The sequence below is a fragment of the Anaerosporobacter sp. genome (genome assembly GCF_031551385.1).
In the GTDB taxonomy this organism is placed as follows: Bacteria; Bacillota; Clostridia; order Lachnospirales; family Lachnospiraceae; genus Anaerosporobacter.
The window spans coordinates 12,440-37,880 of the sequence record NZ_JAVBNS010000188.1 but is presented as its reverse complement, the minus strand read 5'-3'; the positions used below and the strand labels follow the sequence as shown (position 1 = coordinate 37,880).

Here is a 25,441-nt window from a genome sequence, read left to right as displayed (position 1 = left end):
TCGTCTGTTGCTTTGCCTACAGGAAGCCATGTTCCTTCCCAATAGAATACTCCCGAAGCCCCTGCTTCATTTGCTGCTGCAAATACATCACGAATCATACTTGCCTGTCCTTGAACGGTCGCTGGATATCCCTCTACGATATCATGGATGCCGACTAAACTGTTTGCAGCTCCGTCACCATCTTCTGATGTATAACAGTAAGAAGTTTCCGCAATCACTACTTCCTTTTTGTAGTCCTCTTGAATCTTTCTTACAAGATTCTGCATATTCTTCATGCTTCCATCCCAGAATGGATAGTAAGATAAACCTATCACATCATAATCAAGATTTCCTTCTTGTAAGTCGCCTACAAGACCAAGTACTTTTGCTGCCTCAGGAACTCTTGTATAGTGAACAACAATCTGAATATCCTTACCATATGTTTTGGATATTTCTCGAACTGCCTTGCTTCCCGATTTTAATAGTTCCAAAATGTTTGCTGAATCTGTTTCTCCTGACATTCCATAATTGATTTCGTTACCGATCTGCACCATTCCAACATCTACGCCAGCCTCAAACATTTGGGTAAGGCTATCTTTGGTAAATTCATACAAAGCATTTGATTTTTCTTCAAGACTCATGCCTTCCCATGCTTTTGGTGTATGTTGTCGTTTTGGATCTGCCCAGAAATCAGAATAGTGAAAGTCTACATTTACCTTCATTCCATATTTTGTTGCTCGCTTTCCTAATTCAATTGCTGTCGCAACGTCATTGTTTCCACCACCATATCCATTTCCGTTTTCATCAAATGGATCATTCCAAACACGAAGTCGAATGTAATTTACCCCCGCTTCTGCCAATGTCTTATATACATCCTGTTCTTCTCCATTAAAATTGTAAAACTTAACCCCACTGTTTTCCTCAACAAGAACGGAAGATGCGTCCATTCCTCGGATAAAATCATCCGATATGTCTGGAATTGCTTCTACATATACATCGGAATCTTCTGGTCCATTTGGTAGCGTAACGGAAAACACAGCTTCTGTATCTTCTGCTAATTCTGTCCCATCTTTCTCATCTGTAACTGCAGTTTTATCGTCTTCTGTTTGCTTTGTCCCTTTTGTAACTGTCGTATTATCGTTTTTTTTGCATCCTGCCAAGAGCAAAGCACAAAGGCAGACACCGATTCCCAATACCTTTAGTTTTCTAAGTTGTTTTTTCATAAATACCATCTCCTTCTCTACTTTATATTTTATCAGTATCCTTCTTTTATTTCTATAAATAAAGTTGTATAATATATGCACATTCTTGTCACAGAAGGTAGCATGAGAAGCTATTGCCTTGCTCTGCCCTTAGAAAGGTATGGTATTAATACATATGTTTTTAAATTATGCAAATTCCCCAGAGGACAAACCAGAAGGAAACACATGCAAAGACAAACCTCTTACTATTAATAGCTGTGGAACATACAGACTATACTCACGCTTAGAACTTCCGACTTGCAGATCCAAAGGAAGAATTGATTATCAATTAATCTACATTGCTTCAGGGAAAGGATATTTCTACTTTCATGAGGATTCTCCAACCATAATTCATGCGGGTAATATGGTTCTATATTCTCCGCTAGAGCCACAAAAATATATCTATTACGGAGCAGACCAGTCTGATATATATTGGATTCATTTTTCAGGTAACAATATTCCTGAATTATTTAGAACGTACAAGATAGACACAAATACACATGTAATACCCGTAGGTACAAACTCTAATTATGCACATTACTTTGAGAAGATAATTTTAGAATTGCAATTGCAAAAGGACTTTTATAAAGAATCTTCCATACTGTTCTTTACGCAATTACTTATCATGATGGGACGATTTAATAAAGAAAACACTCTCACGAAAGAAGGAATCTCTTCTGAAAAAATTGATGAGGCTACAACATATTTTCATGAACATTATCGTGAAAATATTAATATAGAATCCTATGTCGAGAGCAAAGGACTTACGACGAGTTCGTTCTTTCGCAAATTCAAGCACTATACTGGCATGACTCCACTTCAATACCTTTTGGATATTCGTTTATCCAATGCTAAAAAACTGCTTGAAACAACCGACTATTCTATTAATGAAATTGCATCGATTATCGGGTACGAAAATGCATTATATTTTAGTCGATTATTCCATAAACATGTAGGAGTTTCTCCGAAGGAATACCGAAGGACTGTGAACTTATGATCTATAAATTACACAACCCAATGGTAAGTTGCCAGAATACCGTACTTATAAAAGAGACAGTTTATTCTCAATTAACTTGAAGATAAATTGTCTCTTTGTCTTTCTATTTTTTGAATTTCTACTCTATCAGCTCAGCCATCGCAGAATTCTTTTGGCTCACGATTTGGCATAAAATCCGAAGCCGAATGCCATTCGCTATTCGGAATTAGTAATTTTTCTATCTCCGCCTTCACTGTAGCCCACTCTTGCACTGACAACTCCTTTAATCTTATATCATCACTTTCTTCATCATACACATACTCAAAATAATATTCTCCCTCCGGAACAAGAACTTCTGGGTAGTCATATTCTACATCGCGAAGTTCACATTTCCTTGTACTATCCTCCCCAAAATAAGCACCATCATACCATTCTGGTTCACCATAAAAATCATCTCTATATTCCACTGTTAGCTTCTCATATCCCTGCTCTGGTATTATGTAAAAATCCTCTTCCAGTCTTCCAATCTGCATTTCAAATTCATTTTGATACCAATAAATTTCAAGTATTCGTCCATCGTTTAATGGTATATGACGGTACTCGCGTGCCTCAAAATACCACCATGACACAGCTCCGTCTTTATATGAAAAAACCGAAGTATATTTGCTAGCATGCTGGTAACCAGCAGTTAGATAATCAGCTTCCTCTGGATACTCACAAACAAACAATTCCTTGATACCATCATTATCAAAATCCATCAGAATATATTTCCAACCACTTCTTCCTGTCTCTTCATCAAGACTTTTTTCATAATGCCAAGACAAGCTACTTTGCTCACCCAGACTTTCAATGGCATCAAAATTTCCTGACAAAATTTGTTGATACGCTTTCCATTCTGGGCTGTCATCTGAATACGAAGAACCATCTCCTCTCGGATATTCCTCTGTTGCTGTAAGCTCATATATCTTGTCACTTTGCAGAAATTCCTGATAAGCTTTCAGTGCCTCTCTCGTATCTGCAATTACTGTAACTGCTTCTGATATCGTTTCTATCATCGTTTCTTTTTCTTCTGATATTTCAGATTTATCTTTAGACGTTTTACTGCAGGAAATCAACGTCATCCCCAGTAGTATTGTCACAAAAAGAATTCTAAATCTACGGCTTAGCATTATATTCATGTATATTAAATTCCTTTCGTCTATCATTCACTTTTTTTATAGGCTCCATTGGCATTTTCAAAATAATTATTATTTTGTTCTGTCTTAATAATAAATACTTCATAAGCCAACAATTCTATTAATTCTACATATTCTTTTGAATTAGTCGCTCGTTTACATTTATTGTGCGCTTCCATTAGTATTTTATATTTTACTCCATCAACTATAACATAGCCATCACCTTCAAATGAAATAGGGGCTATTCCTGTATATTGAATACTATACATATAATTACCTCCCCATTTTTGTTCCTTAAATAACTTTATCACAATCTTTAAAAACATTAAATATATTTCTCTCAAAATGATATATGTTTCCTACATAGCACGATAAGCCCTGCACAACACAGGGCTTATCGTCTTTATTTCTATATTATTTTAATCTTATTTCTACTTTACCTATCTGTTCTACACGAACTCTGTATCCTTCTATACCTTCCTTACTGGTCTAACATATTTCCAAAACCGTTCACAATCATGATAAAAGTAAAACACTCTACCAGGTGCTGTATCAAGACAATAGCCTGCAGTGGTATAATCAAATGTTTTCATAGCTGTTTCAATCTTTTCTTCCACGCTTTGATTTTCCTTCTCAAAGTCAAATGGCCCATGTTCAAAAACGATATATTCTCCTTCAGGAACATCAATCAAAAGCATTTGTGATGGTACATCGCCACTATAATCCATTGGAAGACGTACACCGTAACATTCTGCAAGAGGAATCCCCCAACTACAGATTCTTCCGTCTGGCTCATTTATATATGCCATAATTTGACCACTTCCGCTATCTGCTTCACTGCCACCCATATCATCTAATTTCCCTTTGATACTATCAAGCAAACCACAGATGGTTTCACAATCTTGTCCTTCAATGAGGCTTTGTTTTTGCCAAAAATCCCAATATCCGATACTTTCATAATTTTTAATATGCAAAAATTTGTGTGCTGGAATTGTTACAAAATACGTTTTTATGTCCTTTGTAGATTTCTCCATACCACTCACTCCATTCTCTAATAAGTAACAGTCAAAAGGTTTTATTATTGTACGAAGTACGACAGGTCTTGGATTTTGACGATATTCACTTGGTGTAATAGCATATGCTTCCTTAAATGCCCGTGTAAACGCTTCATGCGAAGAAAATCCATACTTTAAGGCAATATCTAATATTTTATGTTCCGTATCTCTAAGTTCTTTTAATGCAAACGCCAATCTTCGATACCGTAGATAATCTCTAAACTGCATCCCTGAGATTTCTCTAAATTTTCTTGAAATATAAAATTCAGAGTACCCTAATTTACTAGAAAGATGACTTAATGAAACTGCCTCATCATCCATCTTCTTTATACATAGGTCTATCTCATCAATAATTATTTGTATTTGTTTCTGCCATTCGTACATCTAATAACCTCGTTTCAACCATCCTGTACTTATTATACAAAACCCCAAATGAATCTGCTTGATTTTACTTGCAGGAATTCCCGATATCCCTTCCGTTTTTTGTTTTTTCTATAATTCAATTCTTAAAGAATGAACTCATAATTATTAGTACTAATCCTCTGAATTTCGTAGATATCTCCACCACAGCCATGTAAAACTATAGAATCATCCGAAACTTCTTTCACCGACCAATACCAGCCACCATCTTGAGGAAATGCACAACTATCAATTACAAAAGCCTCGAGTATCGGTTTATATTCCTCTAAGTTATCCATATTGTTTTCTATCATGCGCACTTCATCTTTACGTAAACAAATTGTTGAAAGCATAGCACGCCCTTTATCTGTATAACCGTTTTTGCCAACTCTGCAATATACTCCTGAACCATCTGCATTTAAATTAAAGCAAATTGAATATCTATGAGTCTCTATGCTTGCCCAAACACTATTTGGTTGTGGCAACTTATCAAAAAAACATCGAACTCCCAAATTCCACAGCTCTAATTTATCTGCGATACGCATTGAATTATCAATAGGCAGTATCCTCTGCTCTTTGGAAAGTATTCGCTATTACTGCATCTTTACCAACCCAAACACCATATTTGTCCACAACGTACCCCCCACATCGTATTTTGCTTAAACATTTCACGATCCCTGTATCATCTTTTACAATATTCCTATTTTACCACAGCCCTCACCTTTAATCCACCATGAGCTATCTCCATTTTTGCATGATAAAAGAAAAAGCAGCAAATCATTTACTGATCTACTGCTTGATTCTTGTGATATTTACTTATTACTTATGCCATTGCAGGCTCTTTCTTCTTAATGATTGATTCAACAACCTCCACGCTTGTCTCCGCAACATCTGCTATCTGATCTAATGTATAACCTTTTTTATACATGTTCAGAATAAATTTTTCTGTAGCTTTTTCCTCAATTCCTGTACTCAGATTACACATAATTCTCACATCCTCTCTAAATTCATTGCTGATTGGAATATTATATTCATGCTCAATTATATCCAGTTTTTCCTGTTCTTTCAATTCACTTGAAAGGAGTGCCCCAATCAGACGGTGCATTTCATACTTTTCATCATGATTTGGAATATCATTCGTAATTCCAACTAACACGATATTCAATAAATCAATATTACCCTTCCAGCCATATGGTCTTAACATTTCGTCCTTCGTAAGATGAATATGGCTTAAACTGTTATAATCCATATTCATACATATCCAAATGCTGAATACTTGCTTTATATCATCATAATTCGTATTTACAAAGTCCCTCTCCTTTTGTGATGATGTAAGTCTGCTCACATAAAAGATTGCCCTATTTAATATTTTATATTCTGTTGGCTCATCCTTTTGAGCCTCAATGTTCACAATAATCTGTGAAAGACCATTTTTCATACGAACATAAAAGATAATATCAAATCTGACCAATCCTTCATTGATCTCAGCATTCTCTGTATTAAGTCCTACAACGCGTGGCCCTGTTGCATCCGTTTTTTCTATATTGGTCAATCCCGGTTCAACTGGTGCAATTCCAACTTTTGGTTCACCCTCAATATATGTTACTACATCCTCCGAGGTCATTCCCTTGAACTCATCAACTGTCTTTACCAAGATATGAGCTAATATATTTTTTTGTGCTAATATTCTTTTGACACGAGTATCATACTGTGCTTTATCTCCCGCTGCATTCACAGCATTTGTTATTTCTGTATTCAAGTCGGCATCCCTCCTTTTGTATTGTGCATAGCACCTTTTAAATTCCGCAAAAAGCTCTTTGCCTCAATATCATTATAAACGAGAGTTTCTGCGGAATCAACTGAATTTTCTATGCACTTTTACAGTATCGTTTCTTTTCCTTTTGCCTTATCCACCACATCGCTTCCCCTTCTTCCAAAAAAATGCACAAATAGCCGATTAGGAATCAAAACTCCCAATCGGCTATTTAACTACAAAACATATCTTATTAAAATACTTTAAAACATTCCACAATTCCTACTCATATCGATTTGATTTAAGCACAATCTGAATGATACGCTGTACACATTTCTTTAATTCCTCTGATGTCAATTTTCCATCTTGCAATGCTTTCCGAATATTCTCATGATCGGATGGCATTCCTGGCATGATTAAATCATTACCTGCCTTGATACATTGATAACTTTCTGCACCATTAATTGTCGTTGTCCAGTCAGTCATAATCAATCCTTCAAATCCCCATTCATTTCTGGCGATTTGTGTACAGAGGTCATAATTATTGGCAGAATATATACCATTTATCTTATTGTAGGAAGTCATAATGGAGAATGGCTGTGCTTCTCGTACTGCTATCTCAAATCCTTTAAGATAGATTTCTCGCAAGGCCCGCTCACTGATAATCGAATCCACACCAATGCGATTATCCTCTTGATTGTTACAAGCAAAATGCTTGATTGTCGTTCCCACTCCTGATTGCGACTGCACACCTTTCGTTATCGCTGCCGCAACGCAACCTGTTAGGAATGGATCTTCTGAATAGTATTCAAAGTTTCTGCCACAGAGTGGATTACGGTGAATATTCATGCCTGGTGCTAGCCATAATGTCACTTGGAATTCTTCCATCTCTTCTCCAACCGCTCGTCCAACTTCTTCTGCTACCTTAACATCCCAAGTCTGTGCAAGTAACGTACCGATTGGAAATGCTGTGCAGTATTGATAATGGTCAACAGCATTCTCATGAAATACGGGCTCACTAAATATTCCGCCCTCAAAAGAACTTTCTGCACTTTGCGTATAGATCTCTCCTGCCGAATTTGTTTGATAATGCTGTATCACTCGCAAACCAGCTGGCCCATCTGCCAAAATAATATTTGCCAGTTCAGCCCCATCTTCCTTGGTAAAGCTTACGGTTTCACCAGCAGCTCCTGGTACGCTCTGAGAAGCCGCTCCTAATTGGCCAGCTCCGTCATTTATCTTACCGCAAACAAGTTTTATCCACTGCTCTTCTGTTAAACAATCCGCTATTTGTTCCGCTTTTTTCTCTAGTTCTGTCTGGTTATCTTCTACAACAAACTTTGCTACAACTCCTGCTACAATTTCTTCTGTGGTTACTATAATGCATGAACTATCTTCTACTACCACTATCTCCGATTTACCTGCAGGACTCCACTCCTCTAGCTTTTCCCGCAATGGACAAACTGGTTTTGTTTCTTCAACAACACAGCTCTCCACTACGTTAAGAGTTCCTGCTGGTATTATATTTGCCGCACTATTCCCTGCTAGAACCTGATATACACCAGCATCTACAAGCCAAGCAGACTGCATTTCATCAAAACGTGCCAAATCACAAAGCTTGAACGTAAGTTCTACAACTTCCTGTTCATTCGGTTCTAACTGTTTCGTCTTTGCAAATGCAGTAAGTTTCTTCGGCTCTCGAACAACATCTGAAATCGCAGGTAATGCAACATAAACTTGTATAACTTCTCTTCCTGAATACGTGTTACCATTGTTTTGCACTTTAACGGATACCTTGCATTTTCCTTCGGAAACTGTGGTACTCACCACTTCAAATGTGAAATCCGTATACGATAAGCCATAACCGAATGGATAACGAACTTTGGCACCAGACGCATCAAACCAGCGATACCCTACGAAGATTCCTTCTGTATAATATTCTTTCTCTAGATTCCCATTATTCGCACCAAAAGAATCTGCACATTGCCATTCTTCATAGGATTCTGCCCATGTATCGGTAAGTTTACCCGATGGTGTCACTTCACCAGAGAGAATTCTTCCGATTGCAGTTCCCCCCTCCATTCCGCCTTGCATCATGTACACAATAGATTTGATGTTTGTGAATTCCTCTGTAAATGTTAAATCGATAAGTCCACCTGTATTAATAAGTAATACAACATCTTTACCAGCTTGTTGAAGAAGCTCGAGATTGATTCGTTCCGAATCAGAAATCAGGAAATCCCCTTTCTCATTCTTACGATCTGCACCTTCACCAGCTATACGGCTTATCACGTAAACTACCACTTCTGATGCGCCTAACTCATTGGAATCAATCGGGTTTTCCTCTGGCATATGGAAAGGTACATTAAAGTATGCCATAATAAAAGGAATTCCTTGTTCCTGTGCTGTCCTTTTAATATCCTCTACCCAGTCTTTTCTTGCCTGTCCAAGCACTTGGTCATACGTATCCATCCATTTCTTATCCGCAATCTGGAATCCTGCTTGTTCTAGTCCAGCCTCTATTGTGACGAAATTTCGTTCATTCACATCACCTGAGCCAGTTCCACCCTTCTTTGTCTGTCTTGCACCACTACCATATAAAGAAATCGTCATTCCTTTTTGTAATGGAAGAATCCCATCATTTTTTAATAGTACCATTCCTTCTTCTGCCGCTTTTTGGGCAATTACTTTATGTGCTGTTTCATAACTGCGTTCTATCTGTTGCTCTGTACCACTTAGTTTTGCTTCTTTTATCTTCATACTTATACGACTTGCAAACACAAACCTTTTTTGGTCTGTGTTTGCATTTTCCTTTCCTTTTTCTATTATATATTTTCTATTTTAGAAATCTTTTAAAGAATTCGCATTCTGCATCATTACATTCTGTTGCTTCTGGCATTCGAATATTCAGATGAAATACATGTGCCATCTCTTTCTGTTCTTCTGTACCATACAACTTATATTCACAAGGAATACCTAGATTCGTTAGATACTCATACATCGGTTTTGCACATTCCTTTAGAAAATCATAATAAGATGTCATTACATAACATGGTGGATAAGCATTTGTCACATATCTCATAGTATCAACAAATGGAAGTTTGCCTTTAACATCTCCACCTAAATATGCTGGTAAAATTCCTTCTTCGGAGGCTGCTCCAAATGCCACCATATCATACATTCCACAATTCAATGCCGCTGCTTGAATATGAATCTGCTCCGAAGGTACTGTAAAATCATAAAGCTTCTGAAATTCCTGATTCGTTAACATCGCCATATACTGACTAGACAATTGCGCTCCTGCAGAATCTCCTACGATAAACAGATTTTTCAAATCAATATTATAGTCCTGTGCATTGGCAGCAATCCAAGTAAAGACTTGATTAATATCCTCTAATTGTGCTGGGAATGGCTGTTCTGGTGCTAAGCGATACGAAAAGTTTACAACTGTAAATCCTCTTTGTGCTAGGTTCATGCAGTAATATTGATACAAATCTTTATCCCCATACACATAACCACCACCATGAATACTAACGATAGTTGGTTGACAGCTTGAAACTCCGTTTTGATAATACACATCTAGCAGATTCCACTGCTCGTAAGGACCATAGGATATGTTGTCCATTCTCGTTATGTCTGTTGGTGTTGTAAGTCCTGCATCTCGTACAGCATCACCTTCTGCAAATACTTTTCTAATCATGTTTGGATCATTTAATTCCATCATATACCTCTTTTCTGCTAAGACCTGTCCGTTATTAGCCTCTTAATTTTTTTAGTTTCTCATCCACATCTAAAAATAATGTACATATCAGTACCACAATTGCACATATAAAAGGGATACCACTAAAGCAAAAGATTTCTGCTGAAACAGTCTGAGCACTTTGTGCCATTCCATTATTCGCTAGTTCTGCACTGTATCCGCCCCATGCTAACATCCAGCCTAGTGCTGCTGATCCCAGACCAACACCAACTTTCATACCAAAACTAACAATACTATTCGTCATTCCTGCAATATTTATCTTATGTTTTACATCAATAAAGTCAGCAACATCTGCCACCGTTGCAAATAACAGCGTATTAACAAAACCAATTGCCATACTTTTTATCACCACACCAGTAATTAGTATTGCCATCTGTTTTGGTGCAACTAAAACAATCAAATATCCAACTGCTTGAAGAATAGCTCCAAATAATAACGTCTTTTTCTTTCCAAATTTCATAACGCATCTAGGAACAATTCCTGTCGCTAGTACAATTAATCCTGGTATAGAACCACATAACGAAATCACTGCAATTAAATTCATATTGCCTAAAACATCACGAACAAAATATATCGTTGCTCCGCCGTTTAACACTAAGGTAGCCCAGTTAAACACAAATGCTAATGCAAGAAAAATCGTATACTTATTACCTAAAAGTATTTTAACACTCTCTGCTAATGGTTTCTTTTCTTTACGCCCTGCTTCTGCTTTCGTTTCGATATGATACTCTTTACAAGATAGTCCTGTAATTAAGATACAAACAAAAGCTACTGCACTATATATTACTGCCATCATCATAAAGCCTTTTTGTCCACCACCAAAGGACGCCATCAATGCTACCGTATAACTGTTTGCTATCAATACTGCCAATGACGAAAAGAACATTCGAACTCCAGATAAGGAAGTTCGTTCATTCGGATCAGGACTCATCAAAGTACACAATGTACTATAAGATGTATTAACTGCTGTATAGCATACAACCCCATTAAAAATGTATGTTAGAACTGCATATATTTCTTTGCCCCTCATACTTAAACCAGACGGTACATTAAACAACAGCAAAAACGATATAATCAGTGGAATTAAAGAAAACAATACCCAAGGTCTTGCCTTACCATACTTCGTATATGTTTTGTCAATAATTGCACCCATAATGATATCTGAAATACCATCTAACAACCTTGTAAACAGCATAAATGTTCCAACAAATGCTGCACCCAACATAACACTATCGGTATAATACATGGTAATAAATGATCCTGCTGCCCCGCTTAGCAAATTGCATCCTAAATCACCAATTCCATACCCCAGCTTACTACCTAAACCTAACTTCTTTCTCTCCATTGTATAGCCCTCCATATGTTCACTGATACACTATAAGTTACATCCCTCGACACAATACCTTCTTACTATTTTTATTGTGTGCTTTATTGCACTCCTTATAGCTATATATTATCAGCGAAGACCTAGATAATCTATACATTAATTGATTGAAAAATTACCGTTTTGTGACACGGTTTAATTTATACTGATATGGTGTCATTCCATAATATTTCTTAAATGCTTGAATAAATCTTCTCACATCAGAAAATCCAGTATTCATCGCAATATCAGTGACACTATATGACGATTCCAGCAAAAGTTCCTCCGCCTTCTTTAGACGATACCTCGTCAAATATTCCTTAAATGTGATTCCCGTATAGTATTTAAAGAACCTACAAAAATATTCACGGGAAAAATAAAATCGATTGGCTATCTCCGTCTGTTGCATAGGTTCTTTATAATGATTCTCCACATATTGCATAATACCTCGGAGCCGCTCAATATTTTTCTGATTATTAATTGGAATTATGGATTTATCTTGTTTTGCTCCACTAATGCACAACTCATATAAAAATTCATATACTAACCCCATTACTGCCAACCTACGGTATGGTGTATGATCCGTTTCATAACAACTTACAATTTGGTGTATCTTTTGTTTCATTGGCTGCAAGTCCTTCGCATCTTTCACTAAGAATATACTATAATCAATATCTGGAATTATATGCTTGAGAAATTCATATTCAACAATTAGTGTAAAAGCAATCTTATCCTGTGCATCAACAAGTGCTTTAGGAACAACTCGGTGAATACTCTCACAATTAATAATAATCAAATCATCCGAATTTAACAAATGTAAAACTCCGTCCACGTAATAGTCACACGTTCCAGCATAGATATAATTAATCTCAAGATCCTTATGCCAATGTTCCATCAGTCTTGGCTGTTCCAACCGAACAATTCCCTTCTCCTCTGTTTCTATAAATGTATCCATCTTAAAATCACTGATTCGATGTATCCGAATAAAGACAGGAAGTTTTTCCTCTGTTTCAACTATTTCAAACGTTTTATTCTGCCTCTGCTTATCCATGAAGGTTCTCCCTTCTATTCTATCTTGGCTCAATTCCTATTTATTATCCTTGTAATAAAATCTAGGGCATATCTGAAAAATGATTACACTATTCTTCACTCCGTATAATCATTTTTCAAACACGCTCCAGCCTGATTATAACACATTTGTTATTCTAATTTTTCCCTCTATATAAAAACAACTCCTTTACTTTATAATGATTATAGTAATCACTTTAAATAAAGGAGTTGTCAAGTTAGTTTATGCCAATTGGCATGTAATTATTTATTTAATATTATAATTGAGGACCTGCAGAAACTAATGCTTTACCTGCATCATTTCCTTCATATTTAGCAAAGTTCTTAACGAAACGTTGTGCTAAATCTTGAGCTCTTGTTTCCCATTCAGCAGCATCTGCATAAGTATCACGAGGATCAAGAATACCTGTATCTACGCCTGGAAGTTCTGTAGGAATTTCAAAGTCAAAGTGAGGTAATTTCTTTGTTGGAGCTTTTCCGATAGAACCGTCTAAAATCGCATCAATGATACCACGAGTATCACGGATAGAAATACGTTTTCCAGAACCATTCCAACCAGTGTTTACAAGGTATGCTTTCGCACCACTTTGTTGCATTTTCTTAACAAGTTCTTCTGCATACTTAGTAGGATGTAACTCTAAGAATGCTTGTCCGAAACATGCTGAGAAAGTAGGTGTTGGTTCAGTAATTCCACGTTCTGTACCAGCAAGTTTTGCTGTAAATCCAGATAAGAAGTAGTATTGTGTTTGCTCTGGAGTTAAAATTGATACTGGAGGAAGTACACCAAATGCATCTGCTGATAAGAAGATAACATCTTTTGCAGCTGGAGCAGTTGAAACTGGACGTACAATGTTTTCAATGTGATTAATTGGGTAAGAAACACGAGTGTTTTCAGTTACACTTTCATCATCAAAGTCAATTTTTCCATTTGCATCAAGAGTAACGTTCTCTAAAAGTGCGTCACGTCTGATTGCTTTGTAGATATCTGGCTCAGAATCTTTATCAAGGTTAATAACCTTAGCGTAGCATCCACCTTCAAAGTTGAATACACCTTTATCATCCCAACCATGTTCATCATCACCAATAAGAAGACGTTTTGGATCTGTTGATAAAGTAGTTTTTCCTGTTCCTGAAAGACCAAAGAATACTGCTGTGTTTTCACCGTTTAAATCAGTGTTTGCTGAACAGTGCATTGAAGCAATACCTTTAAGAGGTAAGTAGTAGTTCATCATAGAGAACATACCCTTCTTCATTTCTCCACCGTACCATGTATTTACGATAACTTGTTCACGGCTAGTAATGTTGAACATTACAGCTGTTTCAGAATTTAATCCTAATTCTTTGTAGTTATCAACTTTTGCTTTAGAAGCGTTGTATACAACGAAATCTGGTTCGAAGTTTTCAAGTTCTTCATCAGTAGGGATGATGAACATGTTTTTAACGAAATGAGCTTGCCAAGCAACCTCAACGATGAAACGAATTGACATACGAGTATCTTCGTTTGCACCACAGAATGCATCGATAACAAATAGTCTTTTATTTGAAAGTTCTTTCTTTGCAATATCAATTACTGTATCCCAAGCTTCTTGAGTAGCTGGGTGATTGTCATTCTTATATTCTGGAGAAGTCCACCATACTGTATCTTTTGAGTTTTCATCCATAACAATATATTTGTCTTGAGGTGAACGTCCTGTGTAGATACCAGTCATTACGTTAACTGCGCCAAGTTCACTTACTTGACCTTTTTCAAAGCCTTCTAAACTTGGTTTTGTTTCTTCTTCAAATAACACATCAAATGAAGGATTGCGAACTACCTCTGTAGCACCATTAATACCATATTTGCTTAAATCAATATTACTCATTATATATCCTCACTTTCATTTTTTATTTTCTCTTATCTTCTCATTTTATAGCGAAATAGTCAATAGAAACACGCAAAATTTATTAAATTTTTACTTTATTGCATATTATATACTTTTTTAAAATTTGCATTTTTTTACACCCTATTTACACACTTTAATTATACACTATTTTCTTAGCGAAATATACGAAATATTTCTTCATTTTTTATTTTTTTATATACTTGTTTCTTATAATTCATTACGATTCACACAAGACGTTCACAATAACAGGATTGCAGTCTATAGCCTTGCAGTACGGTACAAGGCTTGGGATTGACTCGTTACATAATTGCAGCACATTTTTTTATAGTGTGATATGTTTATAAAAAACCGAAATCTCATTAACATAAATTAGGAGAGTGAATAATTATGCATCGGAATTTAACAAAGGGATTTATTGCAATTAATTTTCTATGAGCATATAATGGTCATTCTTCCTTCCAGTACCATTTCGGTAATAGAATTGCATCAGCAATATCTTTTTCCAAAATCAGTGCTGGATAGATACTCTGTGTTAGCCGTCTATACGGAATGCATTTGCGCTGCACCATGATACATGTAAAATATACTTCTCTACCTTGAGTAAAGGAGCTAGGAAGTTTTTTGCGAAATACCCTTACATATTCATCTGTAATTACATCAACAAAATACTGTATCTCTTCCTTGTTTCCAGTGGTGTTTTTTAGACTAAAGATGTCACTCGCTATAGATTTGAGTTCATATGGATTGTCAATATAATAGGGATCAAAAGAATATATTATGCCTGCAGGACAGTCAGTTCTACCTTTTTCAAATAGAAGTACATTCGCCTGCACGATGCAACTAATTGCAATCTCTCCATGCGTAAAGTAATCTTTCAACTGTTCATACACGCCATTCATAAGATCTGATTTGTCCTCTTTGAGCCATCGAGGTCGCCTAGGTAAAAGATGTTTTTTATAAATATGTCGATTGGATAAAAAGAATTTTTTAGTTAATTTGTAGTCAAACATTATAGTCCTCCTTAGTATGTCTTGACCAATCTGCATTTTTGTTTCTGTTCTAGCAGAGTAGCACTCAAACACAGCTCCTATAAAATATATTTATTATGCATCAGCCATTTAACTATGACAATAAACCTCATCTATTATCGCAATTACGCACAGTCGATATCATAATACATAAGAATGCAGCAACTAACACCAGTCCACCCGCAATAAGAAACCATTTCTCTACACCATATTTCTCTGCTAAAACACCTGAAGCAGCTAATCCTATCGGCCCGCTAAGTAAGCGTATACTACTAGCCAACGATAGCACTCTGCCTAGATACTTTGCTTCAAAATTACTTTGCAATAATGGCGTATACGCTCCCCAGTAAAACGGCCCAGAGACACCCATTAACCATGAGCAGATTACAAATACATAAAAGCCACTTGGTGGCAGAACTCCAGAAACAAACAAACTAAAGCTCATCAAAAGAAACGAACCTATAATGGTATAGACCCTATTCTTTGTTCCTCCCCATCTTGCTAATAGTAACGAACCAAACAGAAGACCTACAGAAAATACAACTTCTACAATACTTGCATTCATGCTGGTACCATTGAAGTAAGACATACTCATTAAAGGAAATAATGCACTGGTTGGCATCAACGCCAATGTGTATAGGCTACCAATCAATACCAAACCAAGCATGCCTTTATTTGACCGAAGGATTTGAAACCCTTCCTTCGCCTCACGTAAAACCTGCACTTTCCCTCTATTTTCGTCTTGATGCAATTCAGGTATTACTGTAATTCCCAATGTGAATACAGCAATGAATGCTCCTATAACATCTAGAAAGACAATCCCGCTCAAGCTCCATGAACGATACAGCACTGCTGCGACCGCTGGACTTAAAATTTGTGATACCGACTCCACTGCCTGTGAGTATCCTGAACATCTGGTCAATTGGTCTGATGGAACGATCTGAGGAGTCACTGCCTGCAGACATGGGTTATGAAATGCCGAACCGATTGATCGAAGCAATAAAACCACAAGAATCACTTCTGTTGATAATATCCCCATCCACCCCGCTATCACCATGATGAAACTGGCTACTGCTATGAAGGAATCTGATATCATCATAATACGTTTTCTACTATATCGATCAATAAATACTCCTACAAACAATCCTAAGATGCCTTGTGGCAAAAATCCCATCATCATAGCAACAGATAAAACCATTGCAGAACCTGTCTTATCCGTTAAATACCATACAATTGCAAACTGTAGAACAGAGCTCGAAAATTGTGAAAATGCCTGCCCTGTCCAGATAGTAAAAAAATTTCTTTTCCAATTACTTGATGCTATCATTGTATCCCTTTCCTAAAACTTAATCTATTCCTCTTGTTTCAAATCACTTCGCACTGACGAGAGTGTGTGTTCAAAATTTGTGCATCAAATTGGTGTGTAATCTCTACGTTTGAATGCCTATTTATAGAACGTTATTATCACAAAGAAACAAAAACTGTACTGCCCAAAAAGTCAAATCACATTCAAAGGCATATTTGCATTTATAATCTACTTCCAAGCGCACATCCACATATGGAGTGGAATATTCTATTTTCTTAGGTGAATAGCGCTTGTTATGTGCTAAATCCAGTCTCATGTTCAATATACCATCTTTACTCATGGCTTCTTCCATGTTGTCGATGGATTCCCTTATCACACCTACATTCTTACCAACCCCCAGCATAGCAATTTCCGTCAATAGACGGCGATATGTTATACTATCAATCACATCTTCTCGAAATGGACGAATCGGACTATTTGCCATATTCAGTGGAAACGGAACATAGTATTTTGAATCAATCTTAACGTGGATTGGATTCTCACCATGCAATATTGTATTGTAGTGATTAAGGGCATTTGACATCAACTGTATATTCTCTGGCGTTTTCCAAGTACTTGTATACGCTAATGTTTCCAGATGATATTGGCATGGAAAGCTTGTATTTTCTTCGATATACGGATACTTGTATTTTGCCTTACTTTCACGCATTTTGGTAATTTCACTAAGTGACGAGAGTTGTAATATACTCTTGAATGCCTCCAGCGAAACCTCTTGAAATTCCTTAACATACGCATCATCTCCATAACCAAGCATTGCCTGCATGGTATACAGTAAAACCATCAGGCTACATCCACTGCTAATTCCACGAAATCGATTCTCATATCGCCAAATTTCAGGTGGAATGTATGAAAACTCTTTTTTCAATGTATCCTCGTTGCGCATAGCTGCAACAAAATCAGCAACAATCGGGTGTGTTTTTGGTATCGAATAATATGATAATAGTCGTGCAACGGTTTCGCCATCTTGCAACGGTGTTTCATGGAGGATTACTCCTCTCCAATTATCCCAGCTATGCATACCACTTCCGATATATCCATTTGGCTTAACATATGTTTGCAATAACTTAAATTTAGGTGTTTGATAAATCTGTTCTAACAGGTTTTCTTCTTCTGTTTTTTTCAGATTGTTAAGAATTTCTTTCCGTAGCCTATACTGAATTACTGGTCCTGCGTTTTCGAGTAGGAAGTCTATTGATTTTGATAAGTTCATATATTTTTCCCTTTTTGCTCCAATAGCTTTATACTTTCCAAGTAATCTCGCTCTACTCCGCTAATGGTTTTTGCCTTATATTTTTTATACTCTGTCTGAGCCTTTTCCATAGCCTGTAAATGGCTGATTGTACCATTTCCAGTGAGAAGATTTTCTCCTGTCGCAATTAAAATTCCATCTAGATGCTTTGCCCAGTCTTCCATTGTCATAGGTATCTCTCGTTCAGCCTGTCTTTCAGCAAAATCAAGGTATCCTGAAACCAACTGCCCCATTACTCGGAGCTCTTTTTCATCCAGATAATTCTTAGCAATTTTTGCTTCACGTAGCGTTGGCTGTTCTCCGTAAAATGTCATTAACCCCATAAAATCTTTTTCGGCATCTGCACGATGATAAATAACCTCAGCAGCAGTTTCTCCCGAAACGGCATAATGAATTTTATTCTGCACTCTCTTAAAAAACTGAATAGAAACTTCTGCTTTGGGATTATAGTCCACGCTCGTCGCATAGATTTCCAACACTTGACGGTAGAATACCTTTTCCGATGCTCGGATATCACGAATTCTTGCTAAAAGTTCTTTGAAATAGCCACCGCCACCCAGTTCTTTCAGTCGCACATCATCCATTGCAAATCCCTTTTTTATATACTCCTTTAAAATGCTTGTTGCCCACATACGAAACTGTACACCACGCTGTGATTTAACACGATATCCTACAGAAATGATTACGTCTAGATTGTAATATTCTATTGCTCTTTCAACCTGTCTGCCCCCCTCATTTTGAACTGTTGCAAATTTTGCAACAGTTGTCTCTCGTGGCAATTCTCCTTCTATGAAAATGTTTTTTATATGTCTTGAAATTGTAGATTTGTCTCTTGCGAATAAATCTGCCATTTGATCAAGAGATAGCCATACTGTTTCATCATGCATATTTACATCTATTTTGGTCAAACCATCTTCTGTTTGATAAATTAGCATCTCTCCATAATTACTCATGCGGTTTCCTCCCAAGCATTTTCCACGTTGTGATTTCCTTCTTTTTCGAACCTGTCAATAATTCCGACAGGTTCGAATTTTCGTTAAAACACAGATTAATATAATTATATTTCCTTAAATGTATCAAAGTACAGATTAAAATCATAACACGGCATACATATTATGACATACAGTACTAACAATATAAACATCTCTATTCTACCAAGTTCTAGCAACAATCCCAATTATAAAGCACATCTGAAAAATCAAGCTTTTCCAAATCCTTAGGACTAATAAAGAAATTAGCTACACCACAATCGCCCCACATTATTTCATTTTCATGATTACTCATATCTGAACCCATCTGAAATAGTGTAATAGTATGCGTTCCATATCCGCCCTCATATCCACGGGGATCCGTCTGCGTAAAATATGGATACCCACCTATTCTATGTCCTTCTGTACAAAACTCTTTACAAATTTCTTCCACGATTTCATCATCCAAATCGTAAATTGATTCCGCCTGTGTAATAATATATTTTCTATAAACTTTCATAAATTCCTTATCAAAGCGAAAATCACATTCCGTCATAAAACAAGACTTACATTCCGCATTAAGTGCAAATTCACCCCAAAAAGGGAACTCTTCACCTACGAATTCAGGAATATCTTGATTCGTCTCGTCCACACTTAAAACATTTTCATGATAAATCACACGAAAATTATTTTGGATTTCGGGTGGAGTATCAAAATCCAAACCGTAATCTTCTTCCGCAATAAAAAATTGAAGTATCCCTTTTTGTGGAAAGTTATCAAGCTTTGGTAATTTACTAAAATTAAATTGCGCCAATAATCGCAGCGGTATTCCTTTTTTATTACAAGGATATTCAAGATTTTTAGTAAAGTAAGGTTTTCCACCAAATTTACTGTCTGTCAAAGCAACTTTTCCACGTCTAGCAGTGAGCTCTATCGACTTCATCATATTTTTCTCTTTAAATTCACAAAATATCAATTCTCGTTTTTCCTTAAATCCGGCTAACAATGTAGCTATTTGGACTTCACTTAATCCTTTTTCTGGTTCTGCTAATTTAGATGTCTTTTTTTAAAAATATCTAACAATCCCATAGATTTTTTCTCCTGTTCTCCTAATGTAGTGTCAAGTTTGACAATCCCTTGTTTTATTTTCATAGTTTTTCAATCTTTTTCATTACGCCCAAAAGTATCACCAGTCTTACATCAATACCAATATTACATCTCATTTTGTAATAAGTGTAACATATCAACCAGTATTTTTCATCCACCTTTAAACAAAATTCTAATCCTCTCTCCCTGAAACTAAGGATAGATCTTTTATGGAGACTTTAAAAAGAGCGTTACACAAATGATTCCTCACATCTGCGTAACACTCTTTTATGTATCAATATCTTCTTATATCTCTTTTAATACAACACTTTAATAACCTAGCACTTCCATCTCCCACAGAGAATAGCCATATCCTGTGGTTCTTTGAGTTGCATTAACCTTAACATACCTTGCTTGATACGTTTTATTTAATACAATATTCTCTGTTCCACCGTTACCATCTGTCTTAGTGTATGCACTTACCCAATCATCTCCATTACTAGAAACTAAGATTTCATATTCTTTCGCAGCGGCTGTTTCCCAATACAGGTTCAATCCTGATACCGTAAATATGTCCTCTAAGTCAATTGTAATTGATTGAAGATCCACTCCATGTAGCGATTCCCATCTTGTATTAAAATCACCATCTGTTACATTCGTTGCATAGTTCCAGCCTAATACACTTGATGCAAATGCATCCTTTCCAGCTGAAATCACCTTTATTTCTATTGGTGTCTCTATCGGTGTTTCTTGTGCCATTCCATAAACTTCGAATTCCCATATAGAATAACCATAGCCAGTTGTTCTTGCAGTTCCATAGATTCTCACATAACGTGCTGAGATATTTTCATTAGCAACTAAAGTTTCAACTCCTCCATTACCATTTGTTTGTGCATATACAGGTGTCCAGTTTTCACCATCATTCGATATCTGTAACAGATACTCTTTAGCAGCTGCCGTTTCCCAGTGTATTTTAACACCTTTTATACTCATGGTCTCCTTAAGATCTACCGTCAAACTTTGCCCATCAACTCCATGGTCTGATTCCCATCTGCTACTATAATTGCCGTCAATTGCTAGCTGCGCAGAATTATCTCCAGTTGATGCTGTCGCTGTTTTATCTTTAGATACCAATTCATACTCTGTTAAATCTGCTTCTGTCAATTTCATAGGATAGTTATCTGTTGAATCTGTTGGTACTTCACCATTATCTTCCCCAACTATCATATTTCCAAAATTAAATCCTCCTACTTTAAAGAGTACTGTAAGGGTATGTTCACCCTCTTCTAGATATACAGTATCGGTAATGGAACTCCATTGTTTATTCTGTTTTAAGGTAGTCGTTGCTAGATAGCCTTTGTTGCGATTAGATTTCAATACTATCACACCAGTTTTATTATCATCCATAGCCTGTACTCGGTATGTTATCTGATACGTTCCTGCTGTTTTTACATTTACTTTGTAAACCAAGGAATCTCCATCATCAATCCAACCGATATATTTTCCTTCTTGGTCATTTTGATCTAACATACAACTAAAGTTCGTATAGTAATCTTGTACTGCAATTCTTCCAGGTAGTTCTGTAACCTTATCCTCAATCATAGCTTTTGGTACTTCTTGTGCACTATAATCAGTAACTTCAAACGGATTTACACTAATCGTAGCATGTGGTGCTACTTTGGTACTTCCGATTATTCCATCCTTATTACGAAACTCTACTGTTATCACAGAATTAGAAGGGTTCCATACCGTAGCCGTATAAGTCCCATCTTTCTTGAACACTTGATAGCTCGTATAATTAGAAGACCAGATGTCTGTTGCCACATTTCCTTTTGCATTCATGTTCTGGATAAACCAATAGGAGTTAAACATCTCATCTCTTGGAAGTCCATACGCTTCTGCATTATCTTCCCACATCTGTGCCGCCCTTTCTGGATTACTCAAGGACAGATATGGCCATATAATATGGAACCAACCTTCTGGATCTGAATTTCCCTCTGCCGCTACCTTATCTTGGTATTTTGCCTGATCCTTTTCATAGGCTTCATAAATTGCTGCAGCTGTCTCCTTGCTATATCCCATATAAGTTAGAGACGGCGTTACTGGTAACATATGAATTCCATAGATACAGCTTGGATTACCTGAAAAATATGTTCCATTGGTATATCCTAACCCCCATACCATTCCTACACATCCTGATGTATACTCCGAATCCCAGTTATCATTATCATAGTTAAACCAATATTGTTCAATGGCATTTACTTCCGAAGTAAAGCCCCATATACCTGCATCACGGTACTTTTCATTCTCTGTAACTAATCCCCACAGATATAACCCTGCCCATGCAAATGTTGCTTCTGAGGCTGATTCTTGGTTATTACCACTATTATTATCACCATATCCACCTGCCCAAGAATGGCCTTCGTATGGATCAAAATTTCTCATGAATGGGAATAGTTCATCATCTTTGTCAGGATTCATACAATCTCTAATTAGCATCTCTAACATATCCCCATATTCTGTAGTAAAAGAAGAATCATAAGATGCCAATACTGCTGCTGGGTATATAAAATACGCCCATAAGAAATGGTGATCTGATAAATTATTTGCCATACCATGATCTCCACCATCACCATTTAACGCTCCCCAACTTGTTGAGTAGTACATATAGTATGGATATTCATCTTCTCCGCTATACGTTAACCAATTTACTAGAATCTTCTTTAGAATAGATAATAATTCATCCCTAAGTTCATATTCACCTAATTGTTGTGCAGCTAATATTCCCATTGTAATCGGATGCGTCTTCTTACCTTGCCAATATGGATCTGCAACCCAGTAATCTCTTGTTGCACTCTCTGTAAATTCTTTAAGATAAGCAACCATTAATTCTTTGTCATAAGAATCCGATTCTACTGGTTCACTAAAACTTGGTGTAATTCCATGGAATGGTACCGCATAGGAGAACTGATTTCCCTCATATACTTTTAAAGTACCACGAATAGATTCATATGTATAATCAGTAAGTGCATCACTCGTGTATTTCCATTGATGTGGCATCATACACATTAAAGTTTCACCACGGAAACCACTTCTCTTGTTATCAATAACACAGTTGTATGTTGTTTCCATTGTTGCTGTACTATCATTATATTCATAACTTACCACTGTATCTGTAACAAAAGCATATGCATAATTGTAGAAGTAAGCCAAAGCATCTATCGTAGGAAGTGTTCCTACTGACATATAATTTTCATTGTTGCCCAATTGAATCTTAACTTTACTTCCCACACGTGTAAATGTAGTCCCTTCTGGAGCAAAGATTCCATAATAATGATACTGATTTTTGTCACCATCACCTGGTGCTTCGCTAACATTATGGGCTTCCACACCAATATGATCTGTTATGATACTATCGCCATCTTTTAATAAGATTTCTTTTTGATTTGCGTCAAAGAATTTCACTAAATCATTTACTGTGATTTCAACCGTATCTGGATTCGTAAATGTATTGTATATAAAAGGAGAACCTTTTAGTACAGTCGTTTTCATCTTCGGAGTATCATCATCGCTGAACACCATGTCCACCGACCAATCTCCATATCCATCAAGTTTTGCTGACGCTGTTTCTTTAATTGCAGAACTATTGATTGTTAAATCATAATACTTACTTTCAGCTCCCATACCACCATTATTTTCTCTTGTATAGACGCCATCCGCATTGTATAATCCTAGACCTACCTCTTTGTATTTTAAAACAAGAGGAAGTGATGGTATCGTATCGCTTAATCTTGTATAAACAATGGAAGTCCACCAATCATTTGAAGGAATTGGTGTTTTAATGTTTGCTGTTATATACTTTGGTTCTCTTGGTTGACGAAAATTAACATCATCAATCGCATAGCTTCCTTCCCCTACCGAAATTGTTTCTCGCTTTGGAAGCTCTGGTACTACTGGATTTTCCTTTGAATCACCTTCCTGATATTCAAACACTTTCATTTCACGGATAGAATAACCGGATCCTCTACCCATTGCGATTCCTTGCATTCTAACATATCGTGCTTCTTGATACATCGATATCTCTTCATCTTCTCCATTTCCCTTAAGATTTCGATATACGGTTGTCCATTTTTCACCATCTGTTGATGTCTGAATTTCAAATATGCGTCCGAATTCTACTTGCCACTGAATTACTACACGTCCAATGGTATGTACAGCCCCAAGGTCAACCTGAAACCATTCGTTATCTGTAGGATTCGACAACCAGTAGGATTCATAATCTCCATCTACACCTTTGCTACCTTCAAGTGGCGTAGACGCCCACCATGGAGTCAATACGGAAGATGTTGTTACCTTCTTCGCAGCTGCCAAATCTACAGCATTTGACTGTGGTTTATTCACTCCTCCCACGCCATAGATTTCAAATTCTCGTACGGCTGGTCCCCAGCCTCTACGATTCTCGTCGTTCTCCTGTGATTTGCTATAATGAACTAGTAATCGAACATATCGTCCGTTTCCTTTTAAACCTGCAATTCTTTCTTCAAGATAGCTATAATCCACACTACCATCTGCTTTGTAAACATATGCCACATCACCGCCTGTACCATTTTTCTGATGATAGATGCTAGTCCATTTAATTTCATCAGAAGACACTAAAATCTCATAATTCGCACCATAGCTGGCATTATTTTGCCAACTGATAACCACTTGTGAAATATCCGCCTCTGACCCTAGATCTATATCAAGCCATTGATCTGCTTTATCCGGTTCTGCTCCCCACTGTGTTCCGATTTTATCATCTGTTGCAAAACTAGCAACATCTCCTCCATTGACAGACGAAGCATATGCTGGTCTTCCTTTCGATAGCAACCACGGAGTAGTTGCACCCGCCACTATGTTCGTTGGTATGATACCACACAACATAGAAAAGGATACGATTCCAGCTATCATCTTTCTTATATTTCTCATTTTCCCCTCTTTTCTGCACTACTTTTTTGTTACGCAAATTTGCAGTCGTAGTGCAGATACAAATTTGCGGCTTAACAAATACACCTTTAACCAAGGCTACTGTCTTACACTCATATCCTATGAC

At 36.7% G+C, this 25,441-nt stretch carries 18 protein-coding genes; 1 reads left to right on the top strand and 17 read right to left on the bottom strand.

The features are described 5' to 3' along the window. Positions 1 to 1,202 (bottom strand): glycoside hydrolase family 53 protein (locus RMR19_RS14945; protein ID WP_310604297.1); only part of this gene is annotated, 1,202 nt, incomplete at its 3' end. A gap of 139 nt (positions 1,203 to 1,341) precedes the next feature. Here RMR19_RS14945 and RMR19_RS14940 point away from each other — a divergent pair. Beyond that, positions 1,342 to 2,217: an AraC family transcriptional regulator gene (locus RMR19_RS14940; RefSeq protein ID WP_310604296.1), complete on the top strand. Its 876-nt coding sequence runs from the start codon at positions 1,342 to 1,344 to the stop codon at positions 2,215 to 2,217. A 131-nt stretch (positions 2,218 to 2,348) separates the two neighbouring features. On the opposite strand, the gene RMR19_RS14935 is transcribed toward RMR19_RS14940, so the two are convergent. From RMR19_RS14935 to RMR19_RS14860, 16 genes are all read right to left on the bottom strand, one after another. Beyond that, a complete protein-coding gene (locus RMR19_RS14935; protein ID WP_310604295.1) occupies positions 2,349 to 3,374 on the bottom strand; it encodes a hypothetical protein in 1,026 nt (341 codons plus the stop codon). Positions 3,375 to 3,397: 23 nt separating this feature from the next. Then, the gene (locus tag RMR19_RS14930; RefSeq protein WP_310604294.1) at positions 3,398 to 3,640 is read right to left on the bottom strand and encodes a hypothetical protein; all 243 of its coding nucleotides are present in this window, start codon (positions 3,638 to 3,640) and stop codon (positions 3,398 to 3,400) included. A gap of 201 nt (positions 3,641 to 3,841) precedes the next feature. Beyond that, positions 3,842 to 4,810 (bottom strand): helix-turn-helix transcriptional regulator, encoded by a 969-nt coding sequence (locus tag RMR19_RS14925; RefSeq protein ID WP_310604293.1) that lies wholly within the window; start codon positions 4,808 to 4,810, stop codon positions 3,842 to 3,844. A gap of 122 nt (positions 4,811 to 4,932) precedes the next feature. Then, complete coding sequence (locus tag RMR19_RS14920; protein ID WP_310604292.1) at positions 4,933 to 5,370, bottom strand: hypothetical protein; 438 nt, start codon at positions 5,368 to 5,370, stop codon at positions 4,933 to 4,935. Positions 5,371 to 5,648: 278 nt separating this feature from the next. Further along, the gene (locus tag RMR19_RS14915; protein WP_310604291.1) at positions 5,649 to 6,584 is read right to left on the bottom strand and encodes a hypothetical protein; all 936 of its coding nucleotides are present in this window, start codon (positions 6,582 to 6,584) and stop codon (positions 5,649 to 5,651) included. 276 nt (positions 6,585 to 6,860) lie between these two features. Continuing rightward, on the bottom strand, positions 6,861 to 9,338 hold the full coding sequence (locus RMR19_RS14910; RefSeq protein WP_310604290.1) for a glycoside hydrolase family 3 protein: 2,478 nt from the start codon (positions 9,336 to 9,338) through the stop codon (positions 6,861 to 6,863). A gap of 76 nt (positions 9,339 to 9,414) precedes the next feature. Then, a complete protein-coding gene (locus RMR19_RS14905; protein ID WP_310604289.1) occupies positions 9,415 to 10,299 on the bottom strand; it encodes an alpha/beta hydrolase in 885 nt (294 codons plus the stop codon). Between the two features lie 34 nt (positions 10,300 to 10,333). Further along, a complete protein-coding gene (locus RMR19_RS14900) occupies positions 10,334 to 11,683 on the bottom strand; it encodes an MFS transporter (RefSeq protein ID WP_310604288.1) in 1,350 nt (449 codons plus the stop codon). 154 nt (positions 11,684 to 11,837) lie between these two features. Continuing rightward, positions 11,838 to 12,752, bottom strand: coding sequence for an AraC family transcriptional regulator (locus RMR19_RS14895; protein WP_310604287.1), 915 nt, complete (start codon positions 12,750 to 12,752; stop codon positions 11,838 to 11,840). Positions 12,753 to 13,026: 274 nt separating this feature from the next. Then, complete coding sequence (gene pckA / locus RMR19_RS14890; RefSeq protein WP_310604286.1) at positions 13,027 to 14,631, bottom strand: phosphoenolpyruvate carboxykinase (ATP); 1,605 nt, start codon at positions 14,629 to 14,631, stop codon at positions 13,027 to 13,029. A gap of 467 nt (positions 14,632 to 15,098) precedes the next feature. After that, positions 15,099 to 15,662 carry a hypothetical protein gene (locus RMR19_RS14885; RefSeq protein ID WP_310604285.1) on the bottom strand — a complete coding sequence of 188 codons (564 nt, stop codon included), beginning with the start codon at positions 15,660 to 15,662 and terminating at the stop codon, positions 15,099 to 15,101. Positions 15,663 to 15,789: 127 nt separating this feature from the next. Then, on the bottom strand, positions 15,790 to 17,007 hold the full coding sequence (locus tag RMR19_RS14880) for an MFS transporter (protein ID WP_310604284.1): 1,218 nt from the start codon (positions 17,005 to 17,007) through the stop codon (positions 15,790 to 15,792). Between the two features lie 121 nt (positions 17,008 to 17,128). Then, positions 17,129 to 18,256, bottom strand: coding sequence for a hypothetical protein (locus RMR19_RS14875; protein ID WP_310604283.1), 1,128 nt, complete (start codon positions 18,254 to 18,256; stop codon positions 17,129 to 17,131). Further along, complete coding sequence (locus RMR19_RS14870) at positions 18,253 to 19,248, bottom strand: virulence RhuM family protein (protein ID WP_310604282.1); 996 nt, start codon at positions 19,246 to 19,248, stop codon at positions 18,253 to 18,255. Before RMR19_RS14870 ends, RMR19_RS14875 begins: the two co-directional genes overlap by 4 nt. Before the next feature lie 208 nt (positions 19,249 to 19,456). After that, positions 19,457 to 20,209 carry a YwqG family protein gene (locus RMR19_RS14865; RefSeq protein ID WP_310604281.1) on the bottom strand — a complete coding sequence of 251 codons (753 nt, stop codon included), beginning with the start codon at positions 20,207 to 20,209 and terminating at the stop codon, positions 19,457 to 19,459. A 470-nt stretch (positions 20,210 to 20,679) separates the two neighbouring features. Then, a complete protein-coding gene (locus tag RMR19_RS14860; RefSeq protein ID WP_310604280.1) occupies positions 20,680 to 25,317 on the bottom strand; it encodes a discoidin domain-containing protein in 4,638 nt (1,545 codons plus the stop codon). Positions 25,318 to 25,441 lie beyond the last annotated feature (124 nt).

What these genes read in the sequence shown, in the direction of transcription:
- RMR19_RS14930 (WP_310604294.1), bottom strand. Translation starts at nt 3,640, where the DNA reads ATGTATAGTATTCAATATACAGGAATAGCCCCTATTTCATTTGAAGGT.
- RMR19_RS14925 (WP_310604293.1), bottom strand. Translation starts at nt 4,810, where the DNA reads ATGTACGAATGGCAGAAACAAATACAAATAATTATTGATGAGATAGAC.
- RMR19_RS14905 (WP_310604289.1), bottom strand. Translation starts at nt 10,299, where the DNA reads ATGGAATTAAATGATCCAAACATGATTAGAAAAGTATTTGCAGAAGGT.
- RMR19_RS14940 (WP_310604296.1), top strand. Translation starts at nt 1,342, where the DNA reads ATGGTATTAATACATATGTTTTTAAATTATGCAAATTCCCCAGAGGAC.
- RMR19_RS14900 (WP_310604288.1), bottom strand. Translation starts at nt 11,683, where the DNA reads ATGGAGAGAAAGAAGTTAGGTTTAGGTAGTAAGCTGGGGTATGGAATT.
- RMR19_RS14910 (WP_310604290.1), bottom strand. Translation starts at nt 9,338, where the DNA reads ATGAAGATAAAAGAAGCAAAACTAAGTGGTACAGAGCAACAGATAGAA.
- RMR19_RS14935 (WP_310604295.1), bottom strand. Translation starts at nt 3,374, where the DNA reads ATGAATATAATGCTAAGCCGTAGATTTAGAATTCTTTTTGTGACAATA.
- RMR19_RS14920 (WP_310604292.1), bottom strand. Translation starts at nt 5,370, where the DNA reads ATGCGTATCGCAGATAAATTAGAGCTGTGGAATTTGGGAGTTCGATGT.
- RMR19_RS14865 (WP_310604281.1), bottom strand. Translation starts at nt 20,209, where the DNA reads ATGATGAAGTCGATAGAGCTCACTGCTAGACGTGGAAAAGTTGCTTTG.
- RMR19_RS14860 (WP_310604280.1), bottom strand. Translation starts at nt 25,317, where the DNA reads ATGAGAAATATAAGAAAGATGATAGCTGGAATCGTATCCTTTTCTATG.
- RMR19_RS14870 (WP_310604282.1), bottom strand. Translation starts at nt 19,248, where the DNA reads ATGAGTAATTATGGAGAGATGCTAATTTATCAAACAGAAGATGGTTTG.
- RMR19_RS14895 (WP_310604287.1), bottom strand. Translation starts at nt 12,752, where the DNA reads ATGGATAAGCAGAGGCAGAATAAAACGTTTGAAATAGTTGAAACAGAG.
- pckA (WP_310604286.1), bottom strand. Translation starts at nt 14,631, where the DNA reads ATGAGTAATATTGATTTAAGCAAATATGGTATTAATGGTGCTACAGAG.
- RMR19_RS14885 (WP_310604285.1), bottom strand. Translation starts at nt 15,662, where the DNA reads ATGTTTGACTACAAATTAACTAAAAAATTCTTTTTATCCAATCGACAT.
- RMR19_RS14880 (WP_310604284.1), bottom strand. Translation starts at nt 17,007, where the DNA reads ATGATAGCATCAAGTAATTGGAAAAGAAATTTTTTTACTATCTGGACA.
- RMR19_RS14875 (WP_310604283.1), bottom strand. Translation starts at nt 18,256, where the DNA reads ATGAACTTATCAAAATCAATAGACTTCCTACTCGAAAACGCAGGACCA.